General features: G+C 73.1%; 16 protein-coding genes. 3 read left to right on the top strand and 13 right to left on the bottom strand.

The window, feature by feature from the left end; all coding sequences use genetic code 11:
- Positions 1-16: 16 nt before the first annotated feature.
- From IE295_RS08935 to IE295_RS08970, 8 genes are all read right to left on the bottom strand, one after another.
- The gene (locus IE295_RS08935; protein WP_190063026.1) at positions 17-862 is read right to left on the bottom strand and encodes a GNAT family N-acetyltransferase; all 846 of its coding nucleotides are present in this window, start codon (positions 860-862) and stop codon (positions 17-19) included.
- Between the two features lie 146 nt (positions 863-1008).
- Positions 1009-2166, bottom strand: coding sequence for a flavodoxin-dependent (E)-4-hydroxy-3-methylbut-2-enyl-diphosphate synthase (ispG, locus tag IE295_RS08940; protein WP_190063027.1), 1158 nt, complete (start codon positions 2164-2166; stop codon positions 1009-1011).
- Positions 2167-2330: 164 nt separating this feature from the next.
- Positions 2331-3632 carry a M50 family metallopeptidase gene (locus IE295_RS08945; protein ID WP_190063028.1) on the bottom strand — a complete coding sequence of 434 codons (1302 nt, stop codon included), beginning with the start codon at positions 3630-3632 and terminating at the stop codon, positions 2331-2333.
- Entirely contained in the window at positions 3629-4903 is a 1275-nt protein-coding gene (gene dxr, locus IE295_RS08950) for a 1-deoxy-D-xylulose-5-phosphate reductoisomerase (protein WP_190063029.1), read from the bottom strand. The genes IE295_RS08945 and dxr overlap by 4 nt, the downstream gene beginning before the upstream one ends.
- Positions 4904-4973: 70 nt before the next feature.
- The gene (locus IE295_RS08955; protein WP_190063030.1) at positions 4974-6908 is read right to left on the bottom strand and encodes an acyl-CoA dehydrogenase family protein; all 1935 of its coding nucleotides are present in this window, start codon (positions 6906-6908) and stop codon (positions 4974-4976) included.
- Positions 6909-7161: 253 nt separating this feature from the next.
- A complete protein-coding gene (locus IE295_RS08960) occupies positions 7162-8607 on the bottom strand; it encodes an aldehyde dehydrogenase family protein (RefSeq protein ID WP_190063031.1) in 1446 nt (481 codons plus the stop codon).
- A 133-nt stretch (positions 8608-8740) separates the two neighbouring features.
- The gene (locus IE295_RS08965; RefSeq protein WP_190063032.1) at positions 8741-10333 is read right to left on the bottom strand and encodes a PucR family transcriptional regulator; all 1593 of its coding nucleotides are present in this window, start codon (positions 10331-10333) and stop codon (positions 8741-8743) included.
- Positions 10334-10443: 110 nt separating this feature from the next.
- Positions 10444-12933 (bottom strand): ATP/GTP-binding protein, encoded by a 2490-nt coding sequence (locus IE295_RS08970; protein WP_190063033.1) that lies wholly within the window; start codon positions 12931-12933, stop codon positions 10444-10446.
- Between the two features lie 279 nt (positions 12934-13212).
- On the opposite strand from IE295_RS08970, the gene gabT reads away from it, so the two are divergent.
- A complete protein-coding gene (gene gabT, locus IE295_RS08975; RefSeq protein WP_190063034.1) occupies positions 13213-14565 on the top strand; it encodes a 4-aminobutyrate--2-oxoglutarate transaminase in 1353 nt (450 codons plus the stop codon).
- A 384-nt stretch (positions 14566-14949) separates the two neighbouring features.
- Positions 14950-15450: a phosphatase PAP2 family protein gene (locus IE295_RS33385; RefSeq protein ID WP_224323541.1), complete on the top strand. Its 501-nt coding sequence runs from the start codon at positions 14950-14952 to the stop codon at positions 15448-15450.
- On the opposite strand, the gene IE295_RS08985 is transcribed toward IE295_RS33385, so the two are convergent.
- From IE295_RS08985 to IE295_RS09000, 4 genes are read right to left on the bottom strand one after another with little or no spacing between them, the layout of a single operon-like run.
- Positions 15433-16845 carry an NAD(P)/FAD-dependent oxidoreductase gene (locus IE295_RS08985; protein WP_224323540.1) on the bottom strand — a complete coding sequence of 471 codons (1413 nt, stop codon included), beginning with the start codon at positions 16843-16845 and terminating at the stop codon, positions 15433-15435. The two genes, IE295_RS33385 and IE295_RS08985, sit on opposite strands and share 18 nt — an antisense overlap.
- A gap of 5 nt (positions 16846-16850) precedes the next feature.
- Positions 16851-17657: an ABC transporter permease gene (locus tag IE295_RS08990; RefSeq protein ID WP_190063036.1), complete on the bottom strand. Its 807-nt coding sequence runs from the start codon at positions 17655-17657 to the stop codon at positions 16851-16853.
- Complete coding sequence (locus IE295_RS08995) at positions 17657-18568, bottom strand: ABC transporter permease (RefSeq protein ID WP_190063037.1); 912 nt, start codon at positions 18566-18568, stop codon at positions 17657-17659. Before IE295_RS08995 ends, IE295_RS08990 begins: the two co-directional genes overlap by 1 nt.
- Positions 18565-19731, bottom strand: a complete 1167-nt coding sequence (locus tag IE295_RS09000; RefSeq protein ID WP_190063038.1) for an ABC transporter ATP-binding protein — start codon at positions 19729-19731, stop codon at positions 18565-18567. The genes IE295_RS08995 and IE295_RS09000 overlap by 4 nt, the downstream gene beginning before the upstream one ends.
- A gap of 347 nt (positions 19732-20078) precedes the next feature.
- Between IE295_RS09000 and ybiA the strand changes: the two genes are divergently transcribed.
- Positions 20079-20744, top strand: a complete 666-nt coding sequence (gene ybiA, locus IE295_RS09005) for a riboflavin biosynthesis intermediates N-glycosidase (RefSeq protein WP_190063039.1) — start codon at positions 20079-20081, stop codon at positions 20742-20744.
- Here ybiA and IE295_RS09010 read toward each other — a convergent pair.
- The gene (locus IE295_RS09010; RefSeq protein WP_190063040.1) at positions 20690-21505 is read right to left on the bottom strand and encodes a DUF4190 domain-containing protein; all 816 of its coding nucleotides are present in this window, start codon (positions 21503-21505) and stop codon (positions 20690-20692) included. The two genes, ybiA and IE295_RS09010, sit on opposite strands and share 55 nt — an antisense overlap.

Here is a 21505-nt window from a genome sequence, read left to right on the forward strand (position 1 = left end):
TACGCCGGCGGTCGCCTCAGAACAGCACGCTCATGAACGCGCCGACTTCCTCGAAACCCACCCGCCGGTACGCGGCCCGCGCGGCGGTGTTGTAGTCGTTGACGTAGAGGCTCACGACCGGGGAGACCTCCTCCAGGGCGTGCCGCAGCACGGCCGCCATGCCGGTCACGGACAGGCCGCGCCCCCGGTGCTCGGGGGCGACCCACACGCCCTGGATCTGGCAGGCGCGGGGGGTGGCGGCGCCGATCTCGGCCTTGAAGACCACGCGGCCGTTCTCGACGCGGGCGAACGAGCGCCCGGCGCCGACGAGCTCGGCGACGCGGGCCTGGTAGAGCAGCCCGCCGTCGCCGGCGAGCGGCGAGACGCCGACCTCCTCGGTGAACATGGCCACGCACGCCGGCATGATCAGCTCCATCTCGTCCCTGCGGACGCGGCGCACGAGCGGGTCGGGCTCGACCCGCGCGGGCATGGAGTGGGCGACCATCAGGGGCTGGTGGGCGCGCACCTCGCGGGCCGGGCCCCAGTGGGGCTCGAGGAGGGACCACAGCTCGGCGGTGGCGTCGGCGGGCCCCACGATGGAGGAGCAGCGGCGGCCGGAGCGGCGGGCGCGGTCGGCGAAGGCGCGTACGGCCTCGGGGCCGGCGCAGATGGGGACGAGGTTGGCGCCCGCGTAGCAGAGCGACTCCAGGCGGCCGCCCGCGTACCAGCCCCACATCTCGCCGCCGAGCCGCCAGGGGTCGAGGCCGGCGACCTGGACGCGTGCGGCGACGAACGCGTTGGCCACGGGGTCGCGGTCGAGGACGGCGAGGGCGGTGTCGAGTTCGCCGGGCTCCAGGACCCTGGTGGTGGTCGTCGTCAGCACGTGTGCGATTGCCTCACGGTCGCGGGCGGTAGGCCATGGGGAACAGGTCTTGGCACTGTACCTCCCGCCCCGCGCGGGCACCCCCTGGCGGGCGGAAACGACGCCGCCCCGCCCTCTCGGGCGGGGCGGCGGTGGTGCGGGGGGGGTCAGCCGGCGACGCTGATGGTCGGCTCGCCGGAGGCGACGCCGTCCTTCTCCATCTGCTCGGCGATCTTCATGGCCTCTTCGATGAGGGTCTCGACGATCTTCGACTCGGGGACGGTCTTGATGACCTCGCCCTTGACGAAGATCTGGCCCTTGCCGTTGCCGGAGGCGACGCCCAGGTCGGCCTCGCGGGCCTCGCCGGGGCCGTTGACGACGCAGCCCATGACCGCGACGCGCAGCGGCACCTCCATGCCCTCCAGGCCCGCCGTGACCTCCTCGGCCAGCTTGTAGACGTCGACCTGGGCGCGGCCGCAGGACGGGCAGGAGACGATCTCCAGGCGGCGCTGGCGGAGGTTGAGCGACTCCAGGATCTGGATGCCGACCTTGATCTCCTCGGCCGGCGGGGCCGACAGCGAGACCCGGATGGTGTCGCCGATGCCCTCGGAGAGCAGGGCGCCGAAGGCGACGGCGGACTTGATGGTGCCCTGGAAGGCCGGGCCCGCCTCGGTGACGCCGAGGTGGAGCGGGTAGTCGCACTGGGCGGCGAGCTGGCGGTAGGCGTTGACCATCACGACCGGGTCGTTGTGCTTGACCGAGATCTTGATGTCGCGGAAGCCGTGCTCCTCGAAGAGGGAGGCCTCCCACAGGGCGGACTCCACCAGGGCCTCGGGCGTGGCCTTGCCGTACTTCTGCAGCAGGCGGCGGTCCAGCGAGCCGGCGTTCACACCGATGCGGATGGGGGTGCCGGCGTCGGAGGCCGCCTTGGCGATCTCCTTGACCTTGTCGTCGAACTGCTTGATGTTGCCCGGGTTGACCCGGACGGCGGCGCAGCCGGCGTCGATGGCGGCGAAGACGTACTTCGGCTGGAAGTGGATGTCCGCGATGACCGGGATCTGGGACTTCCGGGCGATGATCGGCAGCGCGTCGGCGTCGTCCTGGGTCGGACAGGCGACGCGCACGATCTGGCAGCCGGACGCGGTGAGCTCGGCGATCTGCTGCAGCGTGGCGCCGATGTCCGAGGTGCGCGTCGTGGTCATGGACTGCACCGACACCGGGGCGTCGCCACCGACGGCCACGGATCCGACCTGGATCTTGCGGCTGACCCGGCGGTCGGCGAGCTTGGTCGGGACGGAAGGCATTCCCAGCGAAATCGCAGTCATCAGGCGAGCAACCCCAAGGTCTTAAATCATGGTCCCGAGATCGGCGGGCTCCGGCATCCGAGGTTACGGCAAGCGATCCCCCCGGGGCACATCACGACCCGAACACCACCCAAACACGGACGGCCGGGCACATAGCGCGCCCGGCCGCCACAATCGGATGTCCGCTAGGTCAGCCGGACCGGGTTCACCACGTCCGCGATCAGCACCAGCAGCGTGAAGCAGACGAAGATGCCCGCCACCACGTACGCCACCGGCATCAGCTTGGCGACGTCGAAGGGGCCCGGGTCGGGGCGCCGGAAGACCTTGGCGAAGGCCCGGCGGACCGACTCCCACAGCGCCCCGGCGATGTGCCCGCCGTCCAGCGGCAGCAGCGGCAGCATGTTGAACAGGAACAGCGAGAGGTTGAAGCCCGCGACCAGGAAGAGCATGGTCGCGATCTGCTGCGACGGCGGGATGTCGAGGTTGAAGACCTCGCCGCCCACGCGGGCCGCGCCGACGACGCCCATGGGCGAGTCGGCCTTGCGCTCGGCGCCGTCGAAGGCCGCGTTCCACAGGTCGGGGATCTTGCCGGGCAGGGCGATCAGCGACTCCACGCCGGACTGCACCATGTCGCCCATACGGTCGACGGACTGTCCGAAGGACTGCTGGACGACGCCGGTGGCGGGCGTGAAGCCGAGGAAGCCCGCGGTGACGTACTGGCCCTTGAGGGGCGCGCCCTTGCCGTCGTACTTCTGGACCTGGTTGGAGATGAGGTTCGCGCTGAGCGTCTTCTCCTGCCCGTCACGGACCACGGTGATCGTGGCCGGGCCGGTGGTCCGGCGGATCTCCTTCTGCAGGGTCGTCCAGTCGGTGGCCTTGTGGCCGTTGAACGCGACGATGCGGTCCTTGGGCTGCAGGCCGGCCGCCTTGGCGGGCGAGTCCTTGGCACCGGAGGGGCACTTGTCCGTGGGGGCGCTGGCGGACACCACGCAGTCGGAGACGGCCGAGACCGTCGTCGTCTGGGTGTTGACGCCGAACGACATCATCACGCCGAGGAACACCGCGACGGCCAGGACCAGGTTCATGAACGGTCCGGCGAACATCACGATCACGCGCTTCCAGGGCTTGCGCGTGTAGAACATCCGGGTCTCGTCGCCGGGCCGGAGCTCCTCGTAGGCCGCCGATCGGGCGTCCTCGATCATGCCGCGCCACGGGGAGGTGGAACGGGCGCTGACGCGGCCGTCCTCGCCGGGCGGGAACATGCCGATCATGCGGATGTAGCCGCCGAGCGGGATGGCCTTGATGCCGTACTCGGTCTCGCCCCTGCGCCGCGAGAAGATCGTCGGCCCGAAGCCGACCATGTACTGCGGCACGCGGATGCCGAAGAGCTTCGCGGTCGAGAGGTGGCCCAGCTCGTGCCAGGCGATGGAGAACAGCAGGCCCACCACGAAGACGACTATCCCGAGGACGGTCATCAGTGTCGTCATGCGCGGGCCTCCGAGGTCGCTTTCGCCGTACGGGCGCCCGTACGGGCCGCCAGTTCACGGGCCCGGGCGCGGGCCCAGGTCTCCGCTTGCAGGACGTCCGAGACGGTCAGGAGGGTTCCCGCGGCGGGGGTGCCGTGCTCCGCGACCACCTCGGCGACGGTGTCCACGATCCCATTGAACGGCAGCTGTCCGCTCAGGAACGCATCGACGCACTCCTCATTGGCGGCGTTGAAGACGGCCGGGGCCGTGCCGCCGAGGGCACCGACGTGCCGGGCCAGCGCGACCGACGGGAAGGCCTCCTCGTCGAGCGGGAAGAACTCCCAGGTGGAGGCCTGGGACCAGTCGAAGGCGGGAGCGGCGTCGGGCACCCGCTCGGGCCAGCCGAGACCGATCGCGATGGGCCCGCGCATGTCCGGCGGGGTGGCCTGGGCCAGCGTGGAGCCGTCGGTGAATTCCACCATCGAGTGGACGTAGGACTGGGGGTGGACGACGACCTCGATGCGGTCGAAGGGGATGTCGTAGAGCAGGTGGGCCTCGATCACCTCCAGCCCCTTGTTGACCAGGGTGGCGGAGTTGATCGTGATCACCGGGCCCATGGACCACGTGGGGTGGGCCAGGGCGTCCTGGGGGGTGACCGAGGCCAGCTCGGCCTTCGTACGGCCGCGGAAGGGGCCGCCGGAGGCGGTGACGACCAGCTTGCGGACCTCGGCGCGGGTGCCGCCCAGCAGCGCCTGGAAGAGCGCCGCGTGCTCGGAGTCCACCGGGATGATCTGGCCCGGCTTGGCGACCGCCTTGACCAGCGGGCCGCCGACGATCAGCGACTCCTTGTTGGCCAGGGCCAGGGTCCGGCCCGCCTCGAGGGCGGCGAGGGTGGGCGCGAGGCCGATGGAGCCGGTGATGCCGTTGAGGACCGTGTGGCACTCGCCGCGGGCCACCTCGGTGGCCGCGTCGGGCCCCGCGAGGATCTCCGGCAGCGGCTCGGCGCCGTACCGCGCGGCCAGCGCCTCGCGCAGCTCGGCCGCCTTGTCGGCGCGCGCCACCGCGACCCGGCGGACCCCCAGCCGGTGCGCCTGCTCGGCGAGCAGCTCCACGCGGCCGCCGGCCGCCGACAGGGCGGTCACCCGGAAGCGCCCGGGGTTGCGCAGCACGAGGTCGATGGCCTGGGTGCCGATCGAGCCGGTCGAGCCGAGGATCACGATCTCGCGCGGTCCGCCGCCGGGGTGGGCGGCGGCGGAGTAGCGCAGGTGCGGGTCAGCGAGGGAGTCCGTCATTCCACCATTGTGGCCGCTGCGCCGGGACGGCCCGACAGGGGCGTCCCGGTGCGGCGGTCGCGGGGCGGGCTCAGCGGATCGGGCGGTGGACGTTCTCGGCCTTGGAGGGGCCTGGGGTGGCGTCCGCGATCCAGGGTCCGTCGCCGCTGGGGTCGACGATCCCGCTCTCCAGCCACGCGTACGCACCGGACATCACGCCGGAGACGACCTTGCGGTCGAGGTCGTCGGTGTTCGCCCACAGCCGCCCGAAGAGCTCCTCCACCCGGATGCGGGACTGCCGGCAGAACGCGTCGGCGAGCCGGTAGGCCTCGCTGCCGTGGTCGCCGAGGACGCGCAGGTGCTCGGCGCGCACGCAGGCCGCGCTCATGGCGAAGAGCTCGGCGCCGATGTCGACGATGCGGCCGAGGAAGCCCTGCTTGGTCTCCATGCGGCCCTGCCAGCGGGACATGGCGTAGAAGGTGGAGCGGGCGAGTTTGCGGGAGGAGCGCTCGACGTAGCGCAGGTGCCCGGAGAGGTCGACGTGGCCGGCCGGGTGGAACTCGGCGTACGTCCGCGGCAGCTGCCCGGGGCCCGTCATGAGCTTGGGCAGCCAGCGGGCGTAGAAGCCGCCGGCGCGGGCGCCGGCGCGCGCCTTGTCGCCCAGGGACTTGTCCGGGTCGATGAGGTCGCCGGCCACGGAGAGGTGGGCGTCGACGGCCTCGCGGGCGATGAGCAGGTGCATGATCTCGGTCGAGCCCTCGAAGATGCGGTTGATGCGCATGTCGCGCAGCATCTGCTCGGCCGGGACCGCGCGCTCGCCGCGGGCGGCCAGCGAGGCCGCGCTCTCGTAGCCCCGGCCGCCGCGGATCTGGACCAGCTCGTCCGTCATCAGCCAGGCCATCTCGCTGGAGTAGAGCTTGGCGAGGGCGGCCTCGATGCGGATGTCGTTGCGGTCCTCGTCGGCCATCTGGCCCGACAGCTCGAGGACGGCCTCCAGGGCGAAGGTGGTCGCGGCGATGAAGGAGATCTTCGCGCCGACGGCCTCGTGCCGGGCGATGGGCTTGCCCCACTGCTCGCGCGCGGTGGACCACTCGCGGGCGATCTTCAGCGCCCACTTGCCGCCGGAGACGCACATGGCGGGGATGGAGAGCCGGCCGGTGTTGAGGGTGGTCAGCGCGATCTTCAGGCCCGCGCCCTCGGGCCCGATGCGGTGGGCGGCGGGCACGCGGACCTGGTGGAAGCGGGTGACGCCGTTCTCGATGCCGCGCAGGCCCATGAAGGCGTTGCGGTTCTCCACGGTGACGCCGTCGGCCGCGGCCTCGACGACGAAGGCGGTGATGCCGCCCTTGTGGCCCTCGCTCCTGGGCACCCGGGCCATGACCACGAGCAGGTCGGCGACGACGCCGTTGGTGGTCCACAGCTTCACGCCGTCCAGGACGTAGTCGTCGCCGTCGGGCACGGCGACGGTGGCCAGCCGGGCCGGGTCGGAGCCGACGTCCGGCTCGGTGAGCAGGAAGGCGGTGATGTCCGTGCGCGCGCAGCGCGGCAGGAACTTCTCCTTCTGCTCCTGGGTGCCGAAGAGCTTCAGCGGCTGGGGCACGCCGATGGACTGGTGGGCGGACAGCAGCGCGCCGACGACGGGGCTGGCGGAGCCCACGAGCGCGAGCGCCCTGTTGTAGTAGACCTGCGTGAGGCCGAGTCCGCCGTACTTGATGTCGATCTTCATGCCGAGGGCGCCGAGCTCCTTGAGCCCGTTGACCGTCTCGTCCGGGATCTTCGCCTCGCGTTCGATGCGGGCGCCGTCGATCCGCGTCTCGCAGAAGTCGCGGAGCTTGGAGAGGAACTCCTCCCCGCGCCGGACGTCCTCGGCCGCGGGGCTGGGATGCGGATGGATCAGGTCGAGGCGGAACCGGCCGAGGAAGAGCTCCTTGGCGAAGCTGGGCTTCTTCCAGTCCTGCTCGCGGGCCGCCTCGGCGACCTGGCGGGCTTCGCGCTCGGAGACCGGTCGTACGGATGGTGCGGTCATCGGGCACCTCACCGTCTGAGTCGGGGCAGTTGTCCCGGTCGACTACCGACCGGTGCTACTCATCCGTATGTACCTACCCGATCCGTCCGGGCTCTACCAGACCCCCGGCAAGCTTCCGGCCCGCGGCGGACGGCTGTGTGCCGGACGGCGCAGTGCGGAGAGCGGGGTGCGGGAAGCGCAGTGCGCCCCGGGACGGTGGTCCCGGGGCGCACTGGTGTCGCGACCTGTGAAGGGCCGGTCGCGGGCCCGTCGCCTAGAGGGCCAGGCCCGTCAGGACCAGCACGCGCTCGTAGGTGTAGTCGTCCATCGCGTAGCGCACGCCCTCGCGGCCCACACCGGACTGCTTGGCGCCGCCGTAGGGCATCTGGTCCGCGCGGTAGGAGGGGACGTCGCCGATGACCACGCCGCCGACCTCGAGGGCGCGGTGGGCGCGGAAGGCGGTCTGCAGGTCGTGGGTGAAGACACCCGCCTGCAGGCCGTACGGGGAGTCGTTGACGGCCGCGAACGCCGCGTCCTCGCCCTCGGCCTTCGTGATGGTCAGGACCGGGCCGAAGACCTCCTCGCAGGCGATCGTCACGCCGGCCGGGACCTCGGCCAGCACGGTCGGGGCGTAGGTCGCGCCCTCGCGCTTGCCGCCCGCGAGCAGCTTCGCGCCGGCCGCGACGGCCTCGTCGACCCAGGCCTCCACGCGCTTGGCGGCGTCCTCGCTGACCAGCGGGCCGACGTCGGTGGAGGCGTCGGACGGGTCACCCGTGACCTGGGCCTCGACGGCCGCGACGACCTTCGGCAGCAGCCGCTCGTAGAGCGAGGCGTCGGCGATGACGCGCTGCACGGAGATGCAGGACTGGCCGCCCTGGTAGTTGGAGAAGGTGGCGATGCGCTGCGCCGCCCAGTCCAGGTCGGCCTCGGAGGACCAGTCGGCGAGGACGACGGCCGCGCCGTTGCCGCCGAGCTCGAGGGTGACGTGCTTGCGCGGGGCGGAGTCGAGGATCGACCAGCCGACCGGGCCGGAGCCGGTGAAGGAGATGACCGGCAGGCGCTCGTCCTGGACCAGGGCGGGCATGCGGTCGTTGGGCACCGGCAGCACGCTCCAGGAACCGGCCGGCAGGTCGGTCTCGGCGAGGATCTCACCCAGGATCAGGGAGGAGATCGGGGTCGCCGGGGCGGGCTTGAGGATGATCGGCGCGCCGACAGCGATGGCCGGGGCGACCTTGTGGGCGCTCAGGTTGAGCGGGAAGTTGAAGGGCGCGATGCCCAGGACCGTGCCGCGCGGGACGCGGCGGGTCAGCGCGAGGCGGCCGGTGGAGCCGGGGTCGGTGTCCAGGCGCTGGGCGTCGCCGGCGTTGAAGCGGCGGGCCTCCTCGGCGGCCCAGCGGAACACGGAGACGGCACGGCCGACCTCGCCGCGGGCCCACTTGATGGGCTTGCCGTTCTCGGCGGAGATCAGCTGGGCGATCTCCTCGGTGCGCTCGGCGAGCCGCTTGGCGACGTGGTCGAGGGCGGCGGTGCGCACGTGGGCGGGCGTCGCCGCGAACTCCTCGCGCACGGCGTGGGCGGCCGCGACGGCCTCCTCGACCTGCGCCTCGGTGGGCACGCTCACGGTGCCGACGAGACGGCCGTCCCAGGAGTTCGTGACGTCGAAGGTCTCCTCGCCGGTGGCCTCGCGGCCGGCCAGCCAGAACGCGTGGGGAGCAGTCACGGATTCCCTCCGGGGGGTGCAGACGATTTTGGCTTCCCCACCGTAGGTCCGCCGCGCTCCACGGTCGCTTGTCCGCAATGGAGCAGGCGGCCTCGCGGGCGCGCCGCATTGGCAGGTCCCGGCCGCCCGCCGCCTACGCCGAGGGGCCGGACGTCGCCTTCAGGGCCAGCCACAGCTCCATGCGGGCGTCCGGATCGTCGAGCGAGCGCCCCAGGATCTCCTCGACGCGCCGCATGCGGTAGCGCAGGGTGTGCCGGTGCACGCCCAGGTCGGCGGCGGCGGCGTCCCACTGGCCGTGGCGGGCGAGCCATGCCCGCAGGGAGGCGACGAGGTCGCCCCGGCCGGTCGCGTCGTGCTCGTACAGCGCCCGCAGCATGCCGTCGGCGAAGGCCCGTACGGCGTCGTCGGCCAGCAGCGGGAGGACGGATCCGGCGGCGACCTCCTCGTGGCCGACCAGGACGCGGCCGCGCCGGCGGGCCACGGACAGGGCCTGTTCGGCCTGGTGGAAGGCGGCGCCGGCGGTCGCGGCCGTGGTGGGGGCGGACAGGCCCACGGACATCGGGGCGGGGCCGCCGCGCTCCCCGCCGGCGGTGCGCCGGGCCTCCGCCTCGCGCGCCCGGTCGGTGCAGGCCGCGACGGCCGCGCCGCCGTCCACGGCGAGGACGACCACCCGCCCGCCCTCCGCGACGACCAGCACCGGCTCGGCCGCCCGGCTCGCCGCCGTGTCGGCCGCGTCGGCGAGCGCGCTCAGCTCCCCGTGGGGGTCCGTCTCCGCCGCCACCGCGACGAGCATCCGGAAGGGGCCCTCCAGCAGGCCTCCGTACAGCTCCCCCGCCACCGCCCGGGCGTGGTCCACCTCGCCCGCCAGCAACATCCGCAGCACCGCCGCGCCGAGGCGCTGCTCGGCGTCCTGCAGCGCGCGGGAGCGCTCGGTGGTGAGCGTGAGCAGGGCGATCGCGGAGTGCACGGCGTAGCGCTCGGCGGTGCCCAGCGGCTCGTCCGTGCCGACGGCGAGGACGCCCCGGGTGCGCCGGCCGGAGCCGAGGGACTGCAGCTCCACGCGGTCGCCGCCCTCCTCGTCGTCGTCGGCGCCGACGACGGCGCTGGCGGGCGCGGGCCGGGCGCGCAGGCGCTCGACGTCGGCGCTCAGCCGGGCCGCGCGCCGCGCGGCCCACTCGGGCGCCGCGGCCACGACCGCGCCGGAGGCGTCGTAGAGCGCGGCCCATCCGCCGAGGTGCGCGGCGAGCCGGGCGAGCAGCGCGGCGGGGCCCTCGGGGGCGAGCGCGGCCCGCGTGAGCTCGCGCTGGGCCTCGAAGCCGGCCGTCACCGCGCGGTACTGGTCGGCGGCGATCGCCGCCGAGACGGCCTTGGTGATGGCGAGGAACGGCGTGCGGCGCGGCACCTCCAGCAGCGGCAGCCCCTCGTCCTCCGCCGCCCGGATCAGCGCGTCCGGCACCCGCTCGTAGTTCACGCCCACCGCGAAGCCGAGCCCGACCACCCCGGCGCGCACCAGCCGCCGCACGTAGCCGCGCATCGCCTCGCGGTCCTCGGCGTCGATCTTCATCGCCGTGATCAGCAGCAGTTCCCCGCCGTCCATCCACGGCACGGGGTCGGCGAGCTCGCTGACGTGCGCCCAGCGGACGGGGGTGTCCAGCCGGTCCCCTCCCGCGAGCACGGCGAGCTTGAGCGCGGAGTGGTTGACCAGCGAGGCGAGCGTGAGGGGCATGGCACCTTCGGACGGGGCATGTGCGGTGACGGTGCCGTCCCGTATGAACGGCTGTGACCGATTCTGCCTCAGTGGAGCATTGCGCGGGAACGCGAGCGCCCCCGGCCGTCTCACCCCTCCAGGTCGACCAGCACCGGCGGCGCGCTCCCGCCCCGCACCGAGCTCACCGACAGCACCGCGTGCCCGGCGGGCACCTTGTGGGCCAGCTCGGACGCGGACCAGCGCTCGCGCTCGACCGTGCGGACCGTCACCGACTGCGCGGTGACCGCGCGGCCCGTCACCACGTGGCGCAGCACGTGCAGGGCACGCGTCAGCGGCTCATGGGCGATCACCTGCCGGTCGGTGACGTCGCGCGTCTGGACCCACTCCTTGCCCCACACCTCCGCGAACCGCGCCCCGTCCCACGTCGTCACCCCGGAGAAGGCCATCCGGCAGCCGACGGAGCCCAGCAGCGTGCTGCGCAGCGCCTCGGGCACGTCGTCGAGCGTGCGCAGCGTGAGCACCGCGCCCGCGTTGGCCGAGCGCAGCCTGCCGAGCCCCCGGACGGCCTCCGCCGTGACGGTGTGGGTGGCGTCGTCCAGCACCAGGCAGGCGAACAGCGACCGGTCCGCCCGGCCCGCGGCGCACTCCGTGAACTGGGCCAGCACCAGCCGGGCCAGCAGCCGCGACGCCTCGGCGTGCCCGCGCTCGGGCAGGTCGATGCGCACCCGCAGCGGGTGCTCGAGGGCCCGCAGGGAGAAGGTGCGGCCGGGGTCGGTGGTGCTGAAGAAACGTGCGAAGGCGGGCCGGTCGAGGAGCGCGAGCCGGTCGGCGAGCACGGGCCCGGCGTCGCCGGGGCGCAGGGCCTGCCGCTCGCGGGCGTCGATCTCGCGGACCAGCGCGTCGTGGCCGCCCTCGGCCAGCGCGGCGCGCAGCGCGGCGAGCGCGGCGGACGAGCCGTCGAGGAGTTCGCGCAGCTCGGGGACGGAGGGGAAGCGGCCGTGGGCCGCGCGGTACGGGCCCAGGAGCTGGGCCAGGGTGGTGGCGGCGCGCCGGCTGTCGCCGCCGGGAAGGGCGGCGGTGAGGTCGCCGACGAGCCCTTCGGCGAGGATGGCGGCCGCCTCGTCGGGGTCGTCCGTGCCGCCGTAGAGGTCGAGGTCGTAGGCGGAGTCGGGGCGGCCGATGCCGACCACGACGTCGAACGCCTCGTCCGGCGCGAGGCCCGCGCCGGCCGCGCCCACGGCGACGACCGCCGCCCGTCCGGCGAGCGCCTGCAGGCACAGCGACTCCAGGACGGGCCGCACCAGCCGGCTCGTCTTCCCGCACCCGGAGGGGCCGACGGCCAGCAGGGAGGTGCCCAGCAGCGCGGGTTCGAGGGCGCAGCCGGCGCCCCGGTGCTCGTAGGGGTTGCGCTCGTCCTCGGCGGCGGTGCCGATGCGGACCTGGCGGGTGACGAGGTCGTGCCGGGCGGCGCGTACGGGCAGGTCGCGCGCCCCTGATGGGTGGGCGCACGCGGCCGCGCCGTGGCGCAGCACGGTGTCGGTGAACGCGGCCAGCCGGTCGGGGCGGGCCCGCACGGACTCCCAGGCGCGCTCGATGCGGGCGTGGTCGACGTCGTTCATCCGCCCGGCCTGGGCGTCGGCCGCCAGCCGGTCGGCGGCGTCGTGCGCGCCGGCCGCGCGCAGCGCGGCCCACTCGGCCGGGTCGCGCGGTGCGGCGGCGGGGGGCGCCGCGGCCGCCGTCTCGCGCACCGGCCCGCCCTCCCGCGCGAGGTTTCGGCGGCGCCGGAGCTCAGACCAGTGGCCGGCTCGGGACGCGAGGAGGAGCAGCGCGCCGGTGAAAAGCACGTAGTAGGTGTACGCGGCGTACGACCACTCGGCGATCGTCCACGACGGCTCGCCGAACTGCTCCAGCGGCCACAGCCATCCCGTGCCGAGGGCGCCGTTCCAGCACAGGGTCCACAGCAGGGCGGCGGCGGCGAAGGCCAGGCCGGCCCGGACGCGCAGGGTGCCGTCGGGGATGCGCTCGGGCCGCGGCGGCTCGAGGAGCGCGGGGAAGCGTCGCCCCAGCCCCCGCCGGACGAGCGCGGCGGCCCGGCGGCCGGCGGGAGCCAGATACCGGCGCCCGAGCTCGGGCCAGCGGCCGATCCGGCCGAAGAGGGCGGCCAGCGCGCCGAAGACCAGGGCGTAGTAGACGTAGGACGCCTCGTACCACTCCTTGGTGTTCGCGTCCCAGGACTCGGGGATCACGGCCCGCAGCGGCCAGGTCCAGTACGGGCCGAGGTAGCCGTTCCACAGCAGCGACCAGAACAGCCAGCCGCACAGGAAGGCGATCAGCGCCCCGCTGATCAGCTGCCGGCCGGGGACCCGGCCCGGCTCCTCGGGGGGCCTCGGCCGGTGCTCGTGGGCCCACACGCCCGGCTGGACGGCCGGGCGCGGGGCGCGCAGCCAGGCCACGAACGGCGAGTCCCGGGGCCCGTCGGGGCGGCCTCGCGAGCCGGGGACCGCCGGGACGGGCGCCGGCGGGCGCGCCGGCATGGGCGGGGCGCCGTGCGGGCCCGGCCGGGGCGGCCCGGCGTGGCCGCGCGTGTCGGATGCTCCGTACGTGTCCTCGGTTGCCATCGCTGCCCTCTTGCCCCCACCGGCCGGTCGTGCGCGCACGCGTGTGACGTCGCGGCCCAATCTAGTGGCGACGCGCGGGGAGTTCAGCGTCCTCGGCGCCGCCACGCCCGGATCATGAGCATGATCACCTCGTGGGGCGTGCCGGGACCCGCCATGTCCGCCGCGGACAACGCGCCCCGCGCACTTCTCCCGAACGGAGCATGCCCGACCCCCGCCCCCGCCCCTAGCCTGCGACTAAAAGCCCGAGTAAAGACCGAGTCCTTCCCCCTGGAGCCCCTCATGACCGAACTGTCCGGAGGCGCCGCCCTCCCCCAGGAGCGCCGCGTCGTCACCGCGATCCCCGGCCCCAAGTCGCTCGAGCTCCAGGCCCGCCGCCTCAACGCGGTCGCCGGCGGCGTGGGCTCCGTGCTGCCGGTGTTCACCACGCGCGCGGGCGGCGGTGTCATCGAGGACGTCGACGGCAACTCGCTGATCGACTTCGGCTCGGGCATCGCGGTGACCTCGGTCGGCGCCAGCGCCGAGGCCGTGGTGCGCCGCGCGTCCGCGCAGCTCGCCGACTTCACCCACACCTGTTTCATGGTGACCCCCTACGAGGGCTACGTGGAGGTCTGTGAGCAGCTCGCCGAGCTGACCCCGGGCGACCACGCCAAGAAGTCCGCGCTGTTCAACTCGGGCGCCGAGGCCGTCGAGAACGCGGTCAAGATCGCCCGTGCGTACACCAAGCGCCAGGCGGTCGTCGTCTTCGACCACGGCTACCACGGCCGCACCAACCTGACGATGGCGCTGACCGCCAAGAACATGCCGTACAAGCACGGCTTCGGCCCGTTCGCGCCCGAGGTCTACCGCGTGCCGGTGGCGTACGGCTACCGCTGGCCGACCGGCCCGGAGAACTGCGGCCCCGAGGCCGCCGCCCAGGCCATCGACCAGATCACCAAGCAGGTCGGCGCCGAGAACGTCGCCGCGATCATCATCGAGCCGGTCCTCGGCGAGGGCGGCTTCATCGAGCCGGCCAAGGGCTTCCTCCCGGCGATCGTGAAGTTCGCCAACGACAACGGCATCGTCTTCGTCGCCGACGAGATCCAGTCCGGCTTCTGCCGCACCGGCCAGTGGTTCGCCTGTGAGGACGAGGGCATCGTCCCGGACCTGATCACCACCGCCAAGGGCATCGCCGGCGGTCTGCCGCTCGCCGCCGTCACCGGCCGCGCGGAGATCATGGACGCCGCCCACCCGGGTGGCCTCGGCGGCACCTACGGCGGCAACCCGGTGGCGTGCGCCGGTGCCCTCGGCGCCATCGAGACCATGCGCGAGCTGGACCTCAACGCCAAGGCCAAGCGCATCGAGGAGGTCATGAAGGGCCGCCTCGCCGCCATGCAGGAGAAGTTCGGCATCATCGGCGACATCCGCGGCCGCGGCGCCATGATCGCCATCGAGCTGGTGAAGGACCCGGTCACCAAGGAGCCGAACCCGGAGGCCGCCGGCGCGCTCGCCAAGGCCTGCCACGCCGAGGGCGTGCTGGTCCTCACCTGCGGCACCTACGGCAACGTCCTGCGCTTCCTGCCGCCGCTGGTCATCGGCGAGGACCTGCTGAACGAGGGTCTTGACATCATCGAGGCCGGTTTCGCGAAGCTGTAACAGAGTGAAGAACCTGTGCGGGGCGGGTGGCGGACGGGTGATCCGACTATCGGAGTCGTCTTACCTGCCGTACGGTTTCCTCGAATGAACGCAACACCCCGCCCGCAGGGGACTGCGGGTGACGCCGCGCCGGTACTTCCCCAGTGCCGGACCGGCCGTGCCTTCGCGCACACCACCGGAGCCTCTGGCTCCGGACATCCTCACCGATCGGACGGCCGCCCGCCCCAGACCCCCCGGGGCGCGCGGCACACCGGCCGGCACGGCGGCCTCGGAACCTCCCCCCCTGTTCCGGGGCCGCCGACCTTTGCGCTTTTCGCGCTTTTCGCCCTTGCCACTCTTTTCGCGGTAACCACCTGGCAGGTCCTTGCCCATGGGCCGCTGCGCGTGCTCGACGAGCGGGTGGGGCGGGCGGCCGCGGGTGCCGTGCCGACGGGTCTCGCCGAATTCTTCGCCGACCTCGGCAATGCCGTGGTGGCGGTGCCGGTGTTGATCGTGGCGATCGCCGTTTCGGCTGTGCGGCACCGGCGGTGGAGGCCTGGGGTGGGTGCCGCGCTGGCGATGGCTGCCGTACCTGCTCTTGTCGTTCCGCTGAAGATGTGGATCGGGCGGCCGGGGCCGCCGGCCATGGCCGGCGGCGCGCACGACGGGTTCTTTCCGTCCGGGCACGCGGCTACGGCGGCTGTTGCCTACGGAGCCGCGGTGCTGCTGCTCACCCGGTCGCGGTGGTGGGTGAGCGCCTGCGTGCTGCTCAATGCCGGGGTCGGCGTCGGGCTGGTGGTTCGGGGGTACCACTGGCCGTTGGACGTGGTGGGGGCGTGGTGTCTGGCCGGGGTGGTGCTGTCGGCTTTCCGCCGGGGGTCACCCCACTCAGCTGTCGAACCCTAGCCCCACCTTGTCCATCGCCCTCAGCCATACGTTCCGGCGGCCGCCGTTCGCGTCGGCGCGGGTCATGGCCCACTGGGTGATGCCGATGCCCACCGACCGCACCGGCTCGGGCGGGAACGGGAGCGGCCTGCTGCGGACCATCTCCAGGTCCGTGCGCTCGGTGCGCTCGCCGGCGAGCAGGTCGAGCATGACGTCCGCACCGAAGCGGGTCGCTCCCACGCCGAGCCCGGTGAAGCCCAGCGCGTAGGCCACGCGCCCGCCGTGAGCCGCGCCGAAGAAGGCCGAGAAGCGCGAGCAGGTGTCGATGGCGCCGCCCCAGGTGTGGGTGAAGCGCACGCCCTCGAGCTGGGGGAAGCAGCGGAAGAAGTGCCCGGCGAGCCGCTGGTAGGTGGCCGGGTGGTGGTCGTACTCGGCCCGCACGCCGCCGCCGTAGCGGTAGACGATGTCGTAACCGCCCCACAGGACGCGGTTGTCGGCGGTCAGCCGGAAGTAGTGGAAGTGGTTCGCGCTGTCGCTCAGGCCCTGCCGGCGCCGCCAGCCGACGGCGGCCAGCTGCTCCTCGGTCAGCGGCTCGGTCATCAGGGCGTAGTCGTAGACGGGCGCGATGTACGGGCGCAGCCGCTTGACCAGCGAGGGGAAGGCGTTGGTGCCGAGCGCGGCGTGGCGGGCGAACACCCGGCCGTAGGGGGTGCGGACGGCCACCCCGGCGCGGCGCGAGGAGAGTTCGGTGCCGGGGGTGTGCTCGTAGACGCGTACGCCCGCCTCGAGGCAGGCGCGCTTGAGGCCCCAGGCGAGCTTGGCGGGGTGCAGCATGGCGACGCCCGTGCGGTTCCACAGGCCCGCGAGGAAGGTCGGGGAGCCGACCTCGGCGCGCACGGCGTCGCGGTCGAGGAACTCGTGGCCGCCGACGCCGAGGGCCTCGGCCTCCTCGGCGGCCTCCTTGAGCTCGTTGACCTGGTGGGGGGCGGTGGCGACGTCGATCTCGCCGGTGCGCTCGAAGTCGCAGTCGATGCCGTGGCGGGCGAGGGTGGCCTCGATGCCGTCGAGGTTGCGGCGGCCGAGCTCCTCGAGGGCGGTGAGCTCGGCGGGCCAGCGGGCGTGGCCGTTGGCCCAGCCGTGGGTGAGGGAGGCGGCGCAGAAGCCGCCGTTGCGGCCGGAGGCGGCCCAGCCGGTCTCCTGGCCCTCGATGAGGACCACGTCCCGGCCGGGGTCGCGCTCCTTGGCGCGCAGGGCCGTCCAGAGGCCGGAGTAGCCGCCGCCGACGACGAGCAGGTCGCAGTACTCGTCGCCGACGAGGGCCGGAAGCGCCTTCGGCCGGGCGGGGTCGTCGAGCCAGAAGGGGCGGGGGATGGCGTCGGAAAGTGCTTTAACAGGGGTCATGGCAGTGGAAGCCATGGGTCTCAGCTCCTTTTTCGGCGTCTCCCGGCCAGTTGGGCGACGAGGACGCACAGCACGGCGATGGCGAACATCGCCGTTCCGATGACATTGATCTGCACGGGTGTGCCCCGCTGCGCGGATCCCCAGACGTACATGGGGAAGGTGACGGTCGAGCCCGAGTTGAAGTTGGTGATGATGAAGTCGTCGAAGGACAGGGCGAAGGACAGCAGCGCGCCGGCGGCGATGCCGGGGGCCGCGATGGGCAGGGTGACCTTGCGGAAGGTCTGCAGCGGGGTGGCGTAGAGGTCCTGGGCGGCCTGTTCGAGGCGGGGGTCCATGCTCATCACGCGCGCCTTGACGGCGGTCACCACGAAACTGAGGCAGAACGTGATGTGGGCGATGAGGACGGTCCAGAAGCCGAAGGAGACGCCCATGTTGAGGAAGAGGGTGGCCAGCGAGGCGGCCATGACGACCTCGGGCATGGCCATCGGCAGGAAGATCAGCGTGCTGACGGTGGAGCGGGCCCGGAAGCGGTAGCGGGCGAGCGCGAAGGCGATCATCGTGCCCAGGACGGTGGAGCCGACGGTGGCCCACAGGGCGATGCGCAGGCTGAGCGAGAGCGAGCCGCACAGGTCGGCGACGCCGCAGGGGTTCGTCCAGGCGTCGGTGGAGAAGCGCTGCCACTCGTAGTTGTAGCGGCCGTTGGGCTTGTTGAACGAGAAGACCGTCACGATGACGTTGGGCAGCAGCAGGAAGCCGAGGGTGCCCAGTCCGGCGATCACCACGAGGTTGCGGCGCAGCAGGCGCGCGGCACGGGTCAGGGGGTTCATCAGACCACGTCCTCCGTCCCGGACTTGCGGATGTAGACGGTGACCATGGTGAGGATGGCGGCCATCAGGATGAAGGACAGGGCGGCGGCGGTCGGGTAGTCCAGGACGCGCAGGAACTGGGACTGGATGACGTTGCCGATCATCTTCTGGTCGGTGGAGCCGAGCAGTTCGGCGTTGATGTAGTCGCCGGTGGCGGGGATGAAGGTCAGCAGCGTGCCGGCCACGACGCCCGGCATGGACAGCGGGAAGGTCACCTTGCGGAAGACGGTCAGCGGCCGGGCGTAGAGGTCGCCGGCGGCTTCGTGCAGCCGCCCGTCGATGCGTTCGAGCGAGGTGTAGAGCGGCAGGATCATGAAGGGCAGGAAGTTGTAGGTCAGTCCGCAGACGACGGCGAGCGGGGTGGCGAGCACCCGGTGGCCCTCGGTGACGCCGAGGGCGTCGGTGAGGCCGAGGACGTGCAGCGAGCCCAGGGCGGAGACGACGGGTCCGCCATCGGACAGGATCGTCTTCCACGCCAGGGTGCGGATGAGGAAGCTGGTGAAGAACGGCGCGATGACCAGGACCATCAGGAGGTTGCGCCAGCGGCCGGCCCGGAAGGCGATGAGGTAGGCGAGCGGGTAGCCCAGCAGCAGGCACAGGGCGGTGGCGGTCGCGCCGTAGGCGACCGAGCGCAGGAACTGGGGGTAGTACTCGCTCAGGGCGTCCCAGTAGGTGGCGAAGTGCCAGGTGACGCGGAAGCCGTCCTCGAGCGAGCCGGTCTGTACGGACGTGGAGGCCTGGTAGACGAGCGGGGCGACGAAGAAGACCAGCAGCCAGAGGATGCCGGGGAGCAGGAGCCAGTAGGGCACGCGTCGCGTGCGGCGGGCCGGCTCGTCGTGCGGGGTGCTGACGGGGGTCGTGACAGTACTCATCCGGCACCCTCGGCTTCCACGTCCGTGCCCGCCTCGACGTTCTGCGCCGCGTCCAGGCCGAAGCTGTGGCCGGGGTTCCAGTGCAGGACGACCTCGGCGCCGGGCACGAGGCGGCCGTCGCGCTCGACGTTCTGCGCGTAGACGGACAGACCGGTGGCCACGGAGCTGTCGACGAGGTACTGGGTGGAGACGCCGGTGAAGCTGGACTGGGCGATGCGGCCGGTGACGCGGTTGCGGCCGTCGGCGATGGTGCCGGCGTCGTCGGCGTGGGTGAGGGTGATCTTCTCCGGTCGTATGCCGACCAGGAGCTTCTCGCCCGTCCGGGCGGGGGCTGTACTTCGTGTCGCCGGAAGGGTGAGTTTGGTATCGCCGGCGCGCAGAAGGATGTCGTCGCCCGCCGTGCCCAGGACGTCGGCGGTGATGAGGTTGGAGGTGCCCAGGAAGTTGGCGACGAAGGTGGTGCGGGGGGTCTCGTAGAGGTCGGCGGGGGCGCCGAGCTGCTCGACGCGGCCGGCGTTCATGACCGCGACCGTGTCGGCCATGGTCATGGCCTCCTCCTGGTCGTGGGTGACGTGGATGAAGGTGATGCCGACCTCGGTCTGGATGCGCTTGAGCTCGAGCTGCATCTGGCGGCGCAGCTTGAGGTCGAGGGCGCCGAGCGGCTCGTCGAGGAGCAGCACGTCGGGGTGGTTGATGAGCGCGCGGGCGACGGCGACGCGCTGCTGCTGGCCGCCGGAGAGCTGCTGGGGCCGGCGGCGGGCGAGGTCGCCGAGCTGGACGAGCTCGAGCATCTCCTCGACCTGCTTCTTGACGGACTTCACGCCCCGGCGGCGCAGGCCGAAGGCGACGTTCTCGTAGATGTCGAGGTGCGGGAAGAGCGCGTAGCTCTGGAAGACGGTGTTGACGGGCCGCTTGTACGGGGGCAGGGCGGTGACGTTCTTGCCGGCGAGCTCGACGGTGCCGGTGGTGGGGTCCTCGAGACCGGCGATCATGCGCAGGGTGGTGGTCTTGCCGCAGCCGGAGGCGCCGAGCAGGGCGAAGAAGGACCCCGCGGGCACGGAGAGGTCGAGCGGGTGCACGGCGGTGAAGGCGCCGTAGGTCTTGCTGATGCCGGTCAGGCGGACGTCGGTGCCGCTGCCGCGGGTCGTGGCGGTTGCCGTCATGGGTCTGGATCCAGGGGGCTCGGGGGAGATGAGAGCAGATAACAGTGACATACGGCCGCGCGTGATGCGGTACGGGCCGTGCCGTCGTCCCATCGCGCACACTCCTTCGCCCACCGCGCGCGCACGCGCGCGGGGCCAGGCCGGGTGTTGCTCCAACCGGAATGGTTGCCGATCCTGGCAGAGCGAACGGCTTGCAACAAGTGATTCCGTCGCCACTTTTTGACTGCGCGACGGATTCGGTGTGCGGGGGCGCCGGAGCCGGATGCCGTCCGCGCGGGGGGCGCCGGGGGCGCTGTCAGTGGCCTGGCGCACAATGGCGGGCAGTACATCACGGGGGAGGAGATCTCATGGGGACGACGGAGACGACGAAGACGACGGCAGCTGAGGCCGCGGAGGCCGCCGCCGGCACGGCGGACCGGGCGGCGGACGGCCCGCGCTCGGTGGCGGAGCTGACGGCCGCCGTGGCCCGGGGCGAGCGGCTGAAGTACGTGTACTTCTGGGGCCACCAGCCGCGCCGCGACGGGAGCCTGGGGGCCGGCTGCTTCAGCCAGTGGTGGCCGTCGCCGTTCTCGGTGGACGGCACCGTCTACGCCACCGCCGAGCACTGGATGATGGCGGGCAAGGCGCGGCTCTTCGGCGACGCCGAGGCGGAAGCCCGCGCGATCGCCGCCACGCACCCCAAGAAGGCCAAGGACGCGGGGCGTTCCGTGCGCGGCTTCGACGACGAGCGCTGGCTCCGGCACCGCTTCGAGCTGGTGGTCGAGGGCAGCATGCACAAGTTCGGCCAGGACCCGGAGCTGTGCGCCTACCTGCTCGGCACGGGCGACAGGGTGCTGGTGGAGGCCAGCCCCCTGGACCGGATATGGGGCATCGGGCTGGCCGCCGACGACGAGGCCGCCCAGGACCCGGCCCGCTGGCGCGGGCTGAACCTGCTCGGCTTCGCGCTGATGGAAGCCCGTCAGCGCCTGGCGGAGGCCGGCAAGGGGCCCGGCGCGGGCGGATCGGCCAGGTAGACGTCGTAGGTGGAGTTGGCGTCGGGCTCGTCGTCGCGCCCGCCGGTGTCGGCCGGGGCGGCGATGAACAGCGCGATCATCAGCGCGGACAGTACGAGCGCCACTCCGCCCAGGATCACGCCCGCCAGGCCCTGGCCGGCGTTGTTCGCCTCCCCGCGCTTGACCTTGCCCCGCCCGATCAAGCCGAAGACGACCGCGAGCACGCCGAAGACGACCCCGAGCACCATGGTGACCGCGAAGACCACGCCGAGGATGCCGAGGACCATCGCGGCGAGGCCCAGCCCGTTGTTGGGCATCCTCGCGGGCCCCGGCCAGCCCTGCCCGTAGCCCGGTACGGGGCCGGCCGGGTAGCCGGGGGCGCCGACGCCGTAGCCGGTCTGCCCGTAGAGCGGCTGAGCGTAAGGGGCCTGGCCGTAGGGGGCCTGGCCGTACGGGCCGGGCGGCGGGTAGGGGTACTGCGCCTGCCCCGGGACGGGCTGCCCGTAGGCGGCGGCCGGGGCGTAGGGGTCGCGGTAGTCGCTCGGGGTGCCCGGGCCCGTCGGGGCCGGGGGCACCGGCGGCACTCCCGGGCCGGCGGGCGGGAACGGCGGCCCGGCGGGGCCGGTACGGCCCCAGGCCCCCGGCGCGGTCGATGCTGCGCCCGGACCGGGCGGCGCGGCCGTGACGTGGTGCGCGGGCGTCCCGAGCGGTGCCCGCCGCTCCGGCGGCGCCCAGGGATCGGTGTCCTGCGGCTCCGGCTGCGCGTTGTCCTTCTCGGACAT

The organism is Streptomyces griseocarneus (genome assembly GCF_014655595.1).
Lineage (GTDB): Bacteria > Actinomycetota > Actinomycetes > Streptomycetales > Streptomycetaceae > Streptomyces > Streptomyces griseocarneus.